This is a genomic window from Citrobacter sp. MGH100 (assembly GCF_001034465.1).
Taxonomy (GTDB): domain Bacteria; phylum Pseudomonadota; class Gammaproteobacteria; order Enterobacterales; family Enterobacteriaceae; genus Citrobacter; species Citrobacter youngae.
Genome location: NZ_KQ089805.1, coordinates 66,252 through 79,176 on the forward strand (window position 1 = coordinate 66,252; position 12,925 = coordinate 79,176).

The window sequence follows — 12,925 nt, forward strand, 5'->3', positions numbered from 1 at the left end:
CGGCCTCCACGGACAGGGGGAATTATTTCCCCCACAAACGGCGGGAATTGTCCTCGATCTTGCCGCTTAAACGGCGTTTTTGCATCGTTCTGGTCCAGCTTTTCGATAGCCCTGCAGCCGACAGTAAACGGTGATATTGCGAATCATCAAACGGCATATGCCAGGCAATAGCAATCGCCTCCCGCAGACTGACATCGCTCACGCGCGATGCCAGTACCAGCGGCGCATCCGCCGACACCATGCCCGGCGCGATAACACTGTACAGCCAGCCTATCTTCCCCGAGGCCTGCATCTGACTTGCCATATCGCTAATGCCAAAATGGAAATTCAGCTTAAAACACGGTGAACGTGGCTGCGTGACCTGAATCAACGCCTCGCCCCACTGGAAAATATCGCCGATATAGACATTCTCTTCTGTCAGCCCAAGCGTTGAGAGGTTCTCCCCAAAGGCGGGGGCGACAAATAACTCCGCCTGTTCAGGGAATTCTTGTATCCAGTGCTGATAGTGTTCACGCGGATAGTGGCACAACGCGCGATCCGGCCCGCCGTGAATTTTAGTCTCCGCCTGTTCATCGCCCGTGAGCCCCAGATCGGTCAGCATCAACTCGCCATCAACCTGAACTTTAGCAATCGCGCTGGGACGGCTTCCCGTGTAGTCCCGAATCTTGCCTGTAAAAACATCGACCGGATATCGCATCTGTTCCCTCTCCCGATAAATTTCTCCCATTACACCACATTTATTTTACCCCAGTCGCTCAAAATGAGAGCACGGTTCACATGAAAGTTAGGGACACATGCTATCAATGTAAGCTGGTTTTGAAACATCATTTCAAATAAGGAGTCGACAACGTGACTGGTCAATCGCAATTTGCTGGCGTCTGGTGTCCTTCCATTACGCCAATGGACAATGACGGCAAGATCGATCTTAACGGTCTGAGCCAGCATCTTAAACGCCTTACCGAGGCCAACATCGACGTGATTTTGTTGATGGGCAGCATCGGGGAATTTGCCTCCTTTACGCTCGAGGAAAGGCTGTTGCTGATCCGTGAAGCCCGTGCCATGAGCTCGCTGAAGATGGTCGCCAACGTCTCATCCACTTGCCAGAACGATGTGCTGTTGATGGCACAGGAAGCGTATCGCGCCGGTTACGATGCCGTGATGATCCTACCACCTTACTATTACGGGCAAACGGCGAAACAGCTCCTGAGCTACTTCCGTCAATTGGGGCAGAAACTCAGCGGCAAATGGTTTGCCTATAACTTCCCGGCGCGAACCGGTTGCGACTTAACGCCTGAACTGGTTGCCACCCTTGCCTCTGAGTTCCCCAACTTCGCAGGCATCAAAGATACCGTCGACTGCCAGTCCCACACCCGCAGCATGATCCAGACCACCCGCGCCGTACGCGAAGATTTTGCCGTGCTATCCGGCTATGACGAATACTATATTCCTAACCTGCTGGCAGGCGGCGCAGGGATTATTTCAGGATTAAACAACGTCATGCCGGAGTTGTTTGTCAGCGCACGAGAAGCCTTCAAGCAGGGGGATCTGGCTGCACTTCGCGATATTCAGGACCAGATTGGCACCTACATGTCCATCTACGCCATCGGTGAGGATTTCGTCACCACCATCAAAACCGTGGTATCGCGTAAGTTTGGCTATTGCACCGGGGTTTCACGTAATGCAGGCGGGGAGCTGAATGAAAGTGAGTGTCGAACAATTGATGAGGTGTTTGTAATCAAGGGTTAAAACGGTTAAGCCGGATGGTGCAAACCATCCGGCTTAATCACGTTACTTCACCGCGTTGCGTATATCGATTGCCGCCGCTCTGGCTTTGGCTCTTTTCGACCAGATGGAGGTGATAATCGGCACGAGGATGGAGGTTACAATCACTGACGTCGCCACCAGAGAGGTTGCCGCCGGCGCCATGGGTTTGAACGCCGGAACCATTTCCGCAATCAGCACCGGCGTGGCAACGGCCGCGCCAGCAGAACTGGACGCCGCAATTCCCGCCGTACCATCGCCGCCGCCAATCAGTTTATCGGCAATAATCAGCGGGATACCGGTGATTATAATCACCGCCACGCCCAGCAGAATACCCAGTACGCCGGTCTGTGCAATCACGCTCAAATCAATGGTGTTACCTAATGCGAAGGCGAAGAAAGGGATCAGCGTCTGCACGGCCTTACTGAAGAATTCCCGCAGCTCAGGATCCAGATTACCCAGCGCAAAACCAATCAGGAACGGCAATACCGCCCCTACAAATACATGCGGTTCAAACGAAGCAATCCCGGCGGTTCCCAGAATCACCATGGTCATCAACGGGCCAGACTCCAGCGACATCAGGACAAACGCCCCAGCCTCTTCTTTGGTGCCGTACTGCTGCATAATCGAGGCATACAGCCCGCCGTTAGTCATATCCATTGCGGCCACCAGCGCCAGCGTGGACAATCCGGCAAAGAACCCCACTTCCACGCCATGTTCAGGAAGAATGCGCGATGCAATCGCCGCTACCACCCATGCGACCAGGATCTTGGTTATCACTAACGTGCCGGATTTACGCAGTACGGTTCCGGTTGCGCTCAGCTTAATCGATGCCCCCATGCAAAAGAACCAGACTGCCAGAATCGGCACCGTACCGGTGATCATACCGTTGGTAAATGAGCCGAAGTATTTCCCGGCGCCGGGGGAAAAGGTGTGACACAACGCGCCCAGAAACAGCGGCACCAACATCATACCGCCTGGGATTTTCTCTATCGTACGTTTGATCTGCATTTCCATCACCTGTAGACATAAAAATGGGGCAATTTTTATGGGCGACTGCATCTTGCTTTTGAGATGCGCCCGTCTTGATGAAAAGAAGATAGACATTCGCAGAAACTATAAAAGTGATCCCACTCGCATAATAAAACCTTGTTTCAATTTAAATGGATCATTGTTTTTATATTGATTTTGATCACAAAAAAGCCCCCGCAGGCATCGCTTGCAGGGGCTTAGTTAACGCGTCGAACTTATTTTTTCGCGGCGAAACGTGCAGCAGCTTCGTCCCAGTTCACCACGTCCCAGAACGCTTTGATGTAGTCCGGGCGACGGTTCTGGAATTTCAGGTAGTAAGCGTGTTCCCAAACGTCCAGGCCCACGATCGGGAAGCCGGAAGCGCCAGAGATAGCTTCACCCATCAGCGGGGAATCCTGGTTAGCGGTGGAAACAACAGCCAGTTTGTCACCTTTCAGAACCAGCCACGCCCAGCCGGAACCGAAACGAGTGGCTGCTGCTTTTTCAAATTCAGCTTTGAAGTTGTCAACGGAACCGAAGTCACGTTCGATAGCCGCTTTCAGGTCGCCCTGCAGCGTGGTACCGGTTTTCAGGCCTTTCCAGAACAGGCTGTGGTTAGCGTGACCGCCAGCGTTGTTACGCAGAACGGTTTTCTTATCCGCAGGCAGCTGATCCAGTTTGGTGATCAACTCTTCAGCAGACAGGCTCGCGAATTCAGGCAGGCTTTCCAGCGCAGCATTAGCGTTGTTTACGTAAGCCTGGTGGTGTTTGGTATGGTGGATTTCCATCGTCTGCTTATCGAAGTGCGGTTCAAGGGCATCATAAGCGTACGGCAGGGATGGCAGTGTATAACTCATAATCATCTCCAGTATTGTCGGGCGGCCAGTGTTAACGCCGCGTAAGCAGTTGGGTCATTATAGTTAATTAAATGATATTGAAAATGATTATCAATGCCGTACTTTTTACAGGGTCTTAATTATTCATCACCATTACTGAAGATGTGAGCCAAATCACCCAGTTAACGTGATGATTGCCAACAAGAGGACAAAGGCGGCAATCGTCAAAAGGTTAATCATCTGCGTAATTTTTAAACTCGTTGTGTCGGAGGGGTTATGACCGACGATAAAAAATAACGAGGATTCAGTCATGAGTAACGCGATTACGATGGGTATTCTTTGGCATTTGATAGGTGCAGCCAGCGCAGCCTGTTTCTATGCCCCGTTCAAACAAGTTAAACATTGGTCATGGGAAACAATGTGGTCGGTTGGCGGGGTCGTCTCCTGGCTTATCCTGCCATGGACCATTAGCGCCATGTTGCTTCCCAACTTCTGGGCCTACTTCAGTTCTTTTAGCCTCTCCACGCTGGCACCGGTATTTCTGTTTGGCGCGATGTGGGGGATCGGTAATATCAACTATGGCCTGACCATGCGCTATCTCGGCATGTCGATGGGGATTGGTATTGCGATTGGTATTACCCTGATTGTCGGCACGCTGATGACCCCTATCATCAACGGTAACTTTGATGTGCTGATCAGCACCGATGGCGGGCGCATGACGCTACTGGGCGTATTGGTCGCGCTGATTGGCGTGGGCATTGTGACCCGCGCAGGACAGTTGAAAGAACGTAAAATGGGCATCAAAGCAGAAGAGTTCAACCTGAAGAAGGGGCTGGTGCTGGCGGTAATGTGCGGCATTTTCTCTGCCGGGATGTCCTTTGCGATGAACGCGGCGAAACCCATGCACGATGCAGCTGCCGCGCTGGGCGTTGATCCGCTGTATGTCGCGCTACCAAGCTATGTCGTCATCATGGGCGGCGGTGCTTTAGTCAACCTGGGCTTCTGTTTTATTCGTTTGGCAAAAGTGAAAGATCTTTCGATAAAAGCCGACTTCTCGTTAGCCAAACCGCTGATCATCACCAACGTGCTACTGTCCGCGCTCGGTGGCCTGATGTGGTATCTGCAATTCTTCTTCTACGCCTGGGGCCACGCTCGCATTCCGGCGCAGTATGATTATGTCAGTTGGATGCTGCACATGAGCTTCTATGTCCTGTGTGGCGGTATTGTTGGTCTGGTGATGAAAGAGTGGAAAAACGCGGGCCGCCGTCCGGTCAGCGTACTGAGCCTCGGCTGCGTGGTCATTATTCTCGCGGCAAATATTGTCGGTCTGGGGATGGCCAGTTAATCATTCGGGCTGCTGAGATGACGCCACTGGCTCGGCGTCATCCCGGTTTCCCGCGTAAATACCACCGAAAAGTAGTTACTGTCCTCAAAGCCGCAGCGCATAGAAATTTCACTGATCATCAGTCTACTGTGCTTAAGCAGATACTGAGCATGGCAAACCCGTACCTGGCGGAGATACTGATTGATGGTCATCCCTGTCTGGCTGCGAAACTGCTGACGCAAAACTCGCTCACTGCACTGTTCCTGCTCACAGAATTTATCCAGCGCAAAGGCATGTTCATGACTCCCGGCCAACGCGGTAATCAGCTTATCCAACAACGTTTCACTTGATGTCGCTGGCAGCGTATCCGTGGCGTAGCGGTGCCGCTTGAAATGAGTCACCAGTTGCCCAAACAGCAACTCGGCCATTTCAAAAGCCAGCGGGTCACGCTGATTACTCTCATGTTCAAGCTGACTAATTATCTGCCGGGCCTGGGACATACCCGCGCTGCCAAGCCGCCAGTGGGGCTGTCGCGGCGAGCCGTTAAATCCTGGGATCGCGCTTTCCCAGCCGACATTCAGCGTCAGCCGTTCCGGGCAGTAAATGATATTTTGCAGGACGAGATCGTTAACTGAGGTGTAGGAGTGTTTGTCTTCGGCACGGATATAAAACAGATCGCCGCGGGTTATCCGGTACGGGCGATCGTTGAGAACATGCAGGCCATTGCCGCGCCATACCATCACCAGCTCGCAAAACTCATGAGTATGTTCGGCAAACACATCCTGTGGGTAACGATCGGCCACCGCGACGGCCTGGTGGTCATTCGCAAAAAAGTCTGATTTCAGAAGGACCAGATGATTCACCATCACATCACCTCAACCTGAACGCTTGCCGGATGCGCTACGTTTATCCGGTCTACAAGGCATCCACGTAGGCCGGATAAGGCACAGCCGCCATCCGGCATAAAAGGGTATGATTATCAGCAAACGGACGGCAAAAAACGTTGATAGCTTTCGCGTTACTGGAGGCTGCTTCCAGTAATGACATCGCGTCCCTGTCGGATATCGCGCGGCGACCAGTTAAACTCCCGGCGAAACAGCGTCGAAAAATGGTTACTGTCACCGAACCCACAACGATAAGCGATGTCCGTCACGCTGTCATCACTGTGACGTAGCAAATGGCGGGCTTTGATAAGCCGTAGGCGGTTGAGATAGCGCTGTGGCGTCAGCCCGGTCTGTTGTTTAAGCTGGCGGTGCAAAGTCCGTAAAGAGAGCGAAAACTGCTCGGCTACCGCTTCCCAGCACACTTCGTCGGCAAAGTTATCCTCCAGCCATGCCAGTAGTTGGTTCAGTCGCGCATCATTATCTGTTGCCGCTTCCATCAGGCTGCTTTTACGCAACAGCACCAACAGCTGCATGAACAAGATCTCACGATTTGCCGCCGTTGGCGTATCCATTGCCTCTCCAAGATTTTCCATTTGCCCCACCAGATGCCGAACCTGCTGCAACACGCTCTGATTCACCCGCCAGTGTGACGGATATTGCCCATTCAGCTCCTGGGGTAACAACTGATTCAGCCCGGCCAAAAACTGAAACGCATCCGGGGAACGATACAGAATATTGGTCAGACACAGGTTGTCAGTATGTTCATATAAGTGTCTGTCATGATCGCGGACAAAACACACCGTTCCCCCGCTAATGGTATAAGGCTGTCCATTGAACACATGAATTCCCGTACCATGTTCAACCACTACAATTTCATGAAAATCATGATGATGTTCTGGAAAAGCAGGCTGAGGAAGCCGGGGCTCAATCGCCACGGGCGCTTTACCTGTCGGAAAAAAATCCACGCAATGCAATACGGTCATGATGACATCCCCCCCGATCAAATGAACATGGCTGAATAGTAATTAAGGGTTATCACCCTCACCTTAAATTTTTGACGCCAAAGTGCGTAAACACGGTCAATTCTTCAAGAAATGGCGGGAAAGATCGGGAATTGCGGAAGACGTCACATCCGCTAAAACCGACCCTATTAATAGAAATTGTGAACAGCATCACGTTCACCTTTGCCATGTTGCCAGCCGCTAATTGTGGCTGTCACTGTCAAGAAGGTACGCGTTATCTGGGGTTCTTAGACTGAGTGCAATAAAACTCAGAAGGACCTCGCTATGACTTTTCGCCATTGTGTCGCTGTTGATCTCGGTGCATCCAGTGGACGCGTAATGCTGGCGCGTTACGACAGTAAACACCGTACCCTGACACTGCGTGAAATCCACCGCTTTGTTAACTGTCTGCAAAAAACAGACGGTTTTGACACCTGGGACATCGATAGCCTGGAAAACGACATTCGTCTGGGGTTGAAGAAAGTCTGCGATCAAGGCATTCGGATCGACAGCATCGGCATTGATACCTGGGGCGTGGATTATGTCCTGATCGATAAAAACGGTCAGCGCGTTGGGTTGCCAGTCTCTTATCGCGATAGCCGCACGAACGGCATTATGTCGCGGGCCATGACGCAGCCAGGTAAAAGTGACATCTATCACCGTAGCGGCATTCAGTTTCTGCCCTTTAATACCCTGTATCAGCTCCGCGCGCTGGTCGAGCAGCAACCGGAACTAATCCCCCAGGTGGCGCATGCCCTGCTGATCCCCGATTACTTCAGCTATCGCCTGACCGGCGAACTGAACTGGGAATACACCAACGCCACCACCACCCAGTTAGTCAATATCAACACCGACGACTGGGACGAAACCCTGCTGGCCTGGAGCGGTGCCGACACAACGTGGTTTGGCCGCCCCACGCATCCGGGGAACGTAATTGGTTACTGGATTTGTCCACAGAAAAATCAAATCCCGGTGGTTGCCGTCGCCAGCCACGACACCGCCAGCGCGGTGATCGCATCACCGCTGGCCGATAAAAATAGTGCCTATCTCTCTTCCGGTACCTGGTCGCTGATGGGCTTCGAGAGCAGAACACCGTATACCAACGATGCGGCACTGGCGGCGAACATCACCAACGAAGGGGGCGCGGAAGGGCGCTACCGTGTCCTGAAAAATATTATGGGGCTGTGGCTTCTCCAGCGCGTATTAAAAGAGCGCCAGATTGCCGACCTGCCAACGCTTATCAGCCAAACGCAAGCGCTGCCGGCCTGCCAGTTCCTGATAAACCCGAACGACGATCGCTTTATCAACCCCGACGATATGAGTGCAGAAATTCAGGCAGCATGCCGTGAATCAGGCCAACCCGTACCTCTGCAAAACGCCGAACTGGCGCGCTGTATCTTCGACAGCCTGGCGTTGCTGTACGCCGACATCCTGCAAGAGCTGGCACAACTGCGTGGTGCAGCATTTAGCCAACTGCACATTGTCGGTGGCGGCTGCCAGAACACCTTACTGAACCAGCTGTGTGCGGATGCCTGCGGTATTCGCGTGATGTCCGGGCCAATTGAGGCCTCCACGCTCGGCAATATTGGCATCCAGCTGATGACGCTGGACGAGCTTAACAACGTCGATGATTTCCGTCAGGTGGTGCGTGCCAACTACGACCTGACCACCTTCATTCCCAATCCTGAAAGTGAAATTGCCCGCTACCAGGCGCAGTTTCAATCACTACGACAGACAAAGGAGCTTTGCGCATGACCACTCAACTTGAACAAGCCTGGGAACTGGCAAAACTGCGTTTCGCCGCGGTTGGCATTGATGTCGAGGCGGCCTTACGCCAGCTCGATCGTCTGCCGGTCTCCATGCACTGCTGGCAGGGCGATGATGTCGCCGGTTTCGAAAACCCGGAAGGCTCGCTCACTGGCGGTATTCAGGCTACCGGTAACTATCCGGGTAAAGCGCGTAACGCCACCGAACTGCGGGCCGATCTGGAGCAGGCGCTGAGCCTGATCCCGGGTCCAAAACGTCTGAATTTGCATGCGATCTATCTGGAGTCTGATACGCCAGTTGCCCGCGACCAAATCAAACCTGAACACTTCAAAAACTGGGTTGAGTGGGCGAAAGCGAACCAGCTAGGGCTGGATTTCAACCCGTCCTGCTTCTCACATCCGCTGAGTGCCGACGGCTTCACGCTGGCCCACGCCGATGACACCATTCGCCAGTTCTGGATTGACCACTGCAAAGCCAGCCGTCGCGTCTCGGCGTATTTTGGCGAGCAGTTGGGTACGCCATCAGTGATGAACATCTGGATCCCGGATGGCATGAAAGACATCACCGTTGATCGTTTAGCGCCGCGCCAGCGTCTGCTGGACGCGCTGGACGAAGTGATCAGCGAGAAACTCGACCCGGCGCACCATATCGATGCCGTCGAGAGCAAACTGTTTGGTATTGGCGCAGAAAGCTACACCGTCGGCTCTAACGAGTTCTATATGGGTTATGCCACCAGCCGCCAGACCGCATTGTGCCTGGATGCAGGTCACTTCCATCCGACGGAAGTCATTTCCGACAAGATCTCCGCCGCCATGCTGTACGTGCCACGCCTGCTGCTGCATGTCAGCCGTCCGGTGCGTTGGGACAGCGATCACGTGGTGCTGCTGGATGATGAAACGCAGGCGATTGCCAGCGAGATCGTGCGCCACAACCTGTTTGACCGCGTACACATCGGCCTCGACTTCTTCGACGCCTCCATCAACCGCATCGCCGCGTGGGTGATCGGCACCCGCAATATGAAAAAAGCGCTGCTGCGCGCGTTGTTAGAACCGACCGGGCAATTGCGTCAGCTTGAAGCCAGCGGCGACTACACCGCACGCCTGGCTCTGCTGGAAGAGCAAAAATCGCTGCCGTGGCAGGCCGTCTGGGAGATGTATTGCCAGCGTCACGACACGCCAGCGGGCAGTCAGTGGCTGGACAGCGTGCGTGCTTATGAAAAAGAGATTTTGAGCAAACGTGGCTAACTGTGACGCCAGGCTTGTAGGCCGGATAAGACGCCCCGCGTCGCCATCCGGCAATAAATGAAACACGATTGCCGGATGGCGCTTCGCTTATCCGGCCTACGTAAGACCCGATAACGTTCGGGCAATAAATGGGAACACCGAACATGCAAAACATTACCACTTCCTGGTTCGTCCAGGGGATGATTAAAGCCACTTCCGATGCCTGGCTGAAAGGTTGGGACGAACGCAACGGCGGCAACCTGACACTGCGCCTGGATGAGGCAGATATTGCGCCATTTAGCGCCGATTTCCACGAAAAACCACGCTATATCGCGCTGAGCCAGCCGATGCCGCTGCTGGCGAATACGCCGTTTATCGTCACCGGTTCGGGAAAATTTTTCCGCAACGTCCAGCTCGAACCGGCCGCAAATCTGGGCGTGGTGAAAATCGATAGCGATGGCGCGGGTTATCACATTCTGTGGGGTCTGACCCACGAAGCCGTACCGACTTCCGAACTGCCCGCCCACTTCCTATCCCACTGCGAGCGCATTAAAGCCACCAATGGCAAAGACCGCGTGATCATGCACTGCCATGCCACCAACCTGATCGCCCTGACCTACGTACTGGAAAACAATACCGCGCTGATGACCCGCAAACTGTGGGAAGGCAGCACCGAGTGTCTGGTGGTGTTCCCGGATGGCGTCGGTATTCTGCCGTGGATGGTGCCAGGTACCGATGAAATCGGTCAGGCCACCGCCGAAGAAATGCAGAAACACTCGCTGGTACTGTGGCCGTTCCACGGCGTGTTCGGCAGCGGACCTACCCTCGACGAAGCGTTCGGTTTGATCGATACCGCAGAGAAGTCCGCTGAGGTTCTGGTCAAGATTTACTCGATGGGCGGTATGAAGCAGACCATTACGCGTGAAGAGCTGATCGCACTTGGCAAACGCTTCGGCGTGACGCCGCTGGCCAGCGCACTGGCATTGTAAGGAGAATAATGATGAGCTTTATGTTGGCACTGCCAAAAATTAGCCTGCATGGCGCCGGCGCGATTGCCGATATGGTGAACCTCGTGGCGAATAAGCAATGGGGCAAAGCGCTGATCGTCACCGATGGTCAACTGGTAAAACTGGGCTTGTTGGATAGCCTGTTTGCGGCGCTGGATGAACATCAGATGTCTTACCACCTGTTTGATGAGGTGTTTCCAAACCCGACGGAAGAGCTGGTGCAGAAAGGTTTCGCGGCGTATCAGGACGCAGAATGTCACTACATTATTGCCTTCGGTGGCGGTAGCCCGATCGATACCGCTAAAGCGGTGAAGATCCTGACCGCCAACCCCGGCCCTTCTACCGCCTATTCCGGCGTAGGCAAGGTAAAAAATGCTGGCGTACCGCTGGTCGCCATCAATACCACCGCCGGAACGGCAGCAGAGATGACCAGTAATGCGGTCATTATCGACTCAGCTCGCAAGGTTAAAGAGGTGATCATCGACCCGAATATCATCCCGGATATCGCCGTGGATGATGCCAGCGTCATGCTGGAAATTCCGGCATCCGTCACCGCCGCAACCGGCATGGACGCCCTGACCCATGCGGTAGAAGCCTATGTTTCCGTTGGCGCGCATCCGCTCACCGACGCTAACGCGCTGGAAGCAATTCGTCTGATCAACCTGTGGCTACCGAAAGCGGTCGATGAGGGTCATAACCTCGAAGCTCGTGAGCAAATGGCGTTTGGTCAGTATCTGGCGGGTATGGCATTCAATAGCGCTGGCCTGGGTCTGGTGCATGCGCTGGCACACCAGCCGGGCGCAACGCACAACCTGCCGCACGGCGTCTGCAACGCCATCCTGCTGCCGGTAATCGAAAACTTTAACCGCCCGAACGCCGTGGCGCGCTTTGCCCGCGTGGCACAGGCGATGGGCGTCGATACCCGTGACATGAGCGATGAAGCGGCAAGCATGGAGGCCATCAACGCGATTCGTGCCCTGAGCAAACGTGTCGGTATTCCTGCGGGCTTTAGTTCGCTTGGCGTGACGAAAGAAGATATTGAAGGCTGGCTGGATAAAGCGTTGGCCGATCCGTGTGCGCCGTGCAACCCGCGCACCGCCAGCCGCGACGAGGTCCGCGAGCTGTATCTGGAGGCGTTATGATCCGCAAGGCCTTTGTGATGCAGGTGAATGCCGACGCACATGTTGAATATCAACGTCGGCACAATCCCATCTGGCCAGAACTGGAAGCGGTGCTGAAAGCGCACGGCGCCCATCACTACGCGATTTATCTCGACGAGGAGCGCAATCTGCTGTTCGCCACCGTTGAGATTGAGTCCGAGGAGCGCTGGAATGCCGTTGCCAGCACCGACGTTTGCCAGCGTTGGTGGAAACATATGCGTGACGTAATGCCAGCCAACCCGGACAACAGCCCGCTCAGCGCAGAGCTAAAAGAGGTGTTTTATCTGCAGTAAGTCGTGTGCCCGGTGGTGCAAGCTTACCGGGCACACGGTTTTATTTTTTCCAGGTCGGATAAGCGATAGCGCCCTCCGGCAATTTCAATTCTGCTCAGAAACCAGAATCGCCTGGGTGTCAGGCTCCAGTGCTTTAAAGATATGCGCCTGGTCAGCGGGGTAGCAAATATAGTCGCCCTCGCCTAACTCCTCCGGCGCTTCCGTCAACCCCACTATCGCCTTACCCTGCGTCACGATAATATGTTCAACCGATCCCGGTGGATGCGGTTGTGAAATACGATCTGCGCCCGGTTGCGTCAGCAGCAGATAGATATCCCGCCGCGCGCCCGGTGGGCAGGCTGCCAGTAAAATAGCCTGATAGTGGGCCTGCTCAGCCACGACTTTTGTCCCTTCGCCACGGCGAATCACCTGCGTTTTTTGCTCCTGCGGTTCCAGTAATCGGGCAAAGGGGATATCCAGCGCCGCACACAGCGACCACAGCGTTTCCAGGCTAGGATTACCATTTCCCGCTTCCAGCTGCGAGAGTGTCGATTTTGCAATTCCCGCGCGACGGGCAATTTCTGCCAGCGATAAACCGGTGCGCTGACGTTCACGCACCAGACTTTTCGCGATCATACTGATGGGTTGGGTCATTCTCGACTCCATGTTCTTTATATCG

General features: G+C 54.1%; 13 protein-coding genes. 7 read left to right on the forward strand and 6 right to left on the reverse strand.

Features of this window, described 5'->3' with window-relative positions; translation table 11 throughout:
* Positions 1-22: 22 nt before the first annotated feature.
* Positions 23-697, reverse strand: a complete 675-nt coding sequence (gene yiiM / locus SK32_RS23085; RefSeq protein ID WP_048214011.1) for a 6-hydroxyaminopurine reductase — start codon at positions 695-697, stop codon at positions 23-25.
* Positions 698-849: 152 nt separating this feature from the next.
* Between yiiM and SK32_RS23090 the strand changes: the two genes are divergently transcribed.
* Positions 850-1,746 (forward strand): dihydrodipicolinate synthase family protein, encoded by an 897-nt coding sequence (locus tag SK32_RS23090; RefSeq protein ID WP_048214012.1) that lies wholly within the window; start codon positions 850-852, stop codon positions 1,744-1,746.
* 42 nt (positions 1,747-1,788) lie between these two features.
* Here SK32_RS23090 and kdgT read toward each other — a convergent pair whose 3' ends face one another.
* Together kdgT and sodA are read right to left on the reverse strand one after the other, a co-directional pair.
* A complete protein-coding gene (gene kdgT, locus SK32_RS23095) occupies positions 1,789-2,772 on the reverse strand; it encodes a 2-keto-3-deoxygluconate transporter (protein ID WP_048214013.1) in 984 nt (327 codons plus the stop codon).
* Between the two features lie 236 nt (positions 2,773-3,008).
* Positions 3,009-3,629, reverse strand: a complete 621-nt coding sequence (gene sodA / locus SK32_RS23100; protein ID WP_005121766.1) for a superoxide dismutase [Mn] — start codon at positions 3,627-3,629, stop codon at positions 3,009-3,011.
* 289 nt (positions 3,630-3,918) lie between these two features.
* Here sodA and rhaT point away from each other — a divergent pair, with 289 nt between their 5' ends.
* Positions 3,919-4,953 (forward strand): L-rhamnose/proton symporter RhaT, encoded by a 1,035-nt coding sequence (rhaT, locus tag SK32_RS23105; protein WP_048214014.1) that lies wholly within the window; start codon positions 3,919-3,921, stop codon positions 4,951-4,953.
* Here rhaT and rhaR read toward each other — a convergent pair.
* Together rhaR and rhaS are read right to left on the reverse strand one after the other, a co-directional pair.
* On the reverse strand, positions 4,950-5,798 hold the full coding sequence (rhaR, locus tag SK32_RS23110; RefSeq protein WP_048214015.1) for an HTH-type transcriptional activator RhaR: 849 nt from the start codon (positions 5,796-5,798) through the stop codon (positions 4,950-4,952). The genes rhaT and rhaR overlap by 4 nt on opposite strands.
* A 152-nt stretch (positions 5,799-5,950) precedes the next feature.
* On the reverse strand, positions 5,951-6,799 hold the full coding sequence (gene rhaS / locus SK32_RS23115) for an HTH-type transcriptional activator RhaS (RefSeq protein ID WP_048214016.1): 849 nt from the start codon (positions 6,797-6,799) through the stop codon (positions 5,951-5,953).
* 303 nt (positions 6,800-7,102) lie between these two features.
* Between rhaS and rhaB the strand changes: the two genes are divergently transcribed.
* The 5 genes from rhaB to rhaM all read left to right on the forward strand — a co-directional run bounded on the left by rhaB (position 7,103) and on the right by rhaM (position 12,267).
* Positions 7,103-8,572 carry a rhamnulokinase gene (rhaB, locus tag SK32_RS23120; RefSeq protein ID WP_048214017.1) on the forward strand — a complete coding sequence of 490 codons (1,470 nt, stop codon included), beginning with the start codon at positions 7,103-7,105 and terminating at the stop codon, positions 8,570-8,572.
* Positions 8,569-9,828 carry an L-rhamnose isomerase gene (gene rhaA, locus SK32_RS23125; protein ID WP_048214018.1) on the forward strand — a complete coding sequence of 420 codons (1,260 nt, stop codon included), beginning with the start codon at positions 8,569-8,571 and terminating at the stop codon, positions 9,826-9,828. The genes rhaB and rhaA overlap by 4 nt, the downstream gene beginning before the upstream one ends.
* A gap of 143 nt (positions 9,829-9,971) precedes the next feature.
* On the forward strand, positions 9,972-10,796 hold the full coding sequence (rhaD, locus tag SK32_RS23130; RefSeq protein WP_048214019.1) for a rhamnulose-1-phosphate aldolase: 825 nt from the start codon (positions 9,972-9,974) through the stop codon (positions 10,794-10,796).
* Between the two features lie 11 nt (positions 10,797-10,807).
* On the forward strand, positions 10,808-11,956 hold the full coding sequence (fucO, locus tag SK32_RS23135) for a lactaldehyde reductase (protein WP_048214020.1): 1,149 nt from the start codon (positions 10,808-10,810) through the stop codon (positions 11,954-11,956).
* Positions 11,953-12,267, forward strand: coding sequence for an L-rhamnose mutarotase (gene rhaM, locus SK32_RS23140; RefSeq protein WP_048214021.1), 315 nt, complete (start codon positions 11,953-11,955; stop codon positions 12,265-12,267). Before fucO ends, rhaM begins: the two co-directional genes overlap by 4 nt.
* A gap of 84 nt (positions 12,268-12,351) precedes the next feature.
* On the opposite strand, the gene SK32_RS23145 is transcribed toward rhaM, so the two are convergent.
* Positions 12,352-12,900, reverse strand: coding sequence for a helix-turn-helix domain-containing protein (locus SK32_RS23145; RefSeq protein ID WP_048214022.1), 549 nt, complete (start codon positions 12,898-12,900; stop codon positions 12,352-12,354).
* Between the last annotated feature and the right edge of the window lie 25 nt (positions 12,901-12,925).

Bases quoted from the DNA above. Each gene is read 5' to 3' on its own strand.
- rhaA (WP_048214018.1), top strand. From the start codon at position 8,569: ATGACCACTCAACTTGAACAAGCCTGGGAACTGGCAAAACTGCGTTTC.
- SK32_RS23145 (WP_048214022.1), bottom strand. From the start codon at position 12,900: ATGACCCAACCCATCAGTATGATCGCGAAAAGTCTGGTGCGTGAACGT.
- rhaD (WP_048214019.1), top strand. From the start codon at position 9,972: ATGCAAAACATTACCACTTCCTGGTTCGTCCAGGGGATGATTAAAGCC.
- yiiM (WP_048214011.1), bottom strand. From the start codon at position 697: ATGCGATATCCGGTCGATGTTTTTACAGGCAAGATTCGGGACTACACG.
- rhaB (WP_048214017.1), top strand. From the start codon at position 7,103: ATGACTTTTCGCCATTGTGTCGCTGTTGATCTCGGTGCATCCAGTGGA.
- rhaM (WP_048214021.1), top strand. From the start codon at position 11,953: ATGATCCGCAAGGCCTTTGTGATGCAGGTGAATGCCGACGCACATGTT.
- rhaR (WP_048214015.1), bottom strand. From the start codon at position 5,798: ATGGTGAATCATCTGGTCCTTCTGAAATCAGACTTTTTTGCGAATGAC.
- rhaS (WP_048214016.1), bottom strand. From the start codon at position 6,799: ATGACCGTATTGCATTGCGTGGATTTTTTTCCGACAGGTAAAGCGCCC.
- fucO (WP_048214020.1), top strand. From the start codon at position 10,808: ATGAGCTTTATGTTGGCACTGCCAAAAATTAGCCTGCATGGCGCCGGC.
- rhaT (WP_048214014.1), top strand. From the start codon at position 3,919: ATGAGTAACGCGATTACGATGGGTATTCTTTGGCATTTGATAGGTGCA.
- sodA (WP_005121766.1), bottom strand. From the start codon at position 3,629: ATGAGTTATACACTGCCATCCCTGCCGTACGCTTATGATGCCCTTGAA.
- kdgT (WP_048214013.1), bottom strand. From the start codon at position 2,772: ATGCAGATCAAACGTACGATAGAGAAAATCCCAGGCGGTATGATGTTG.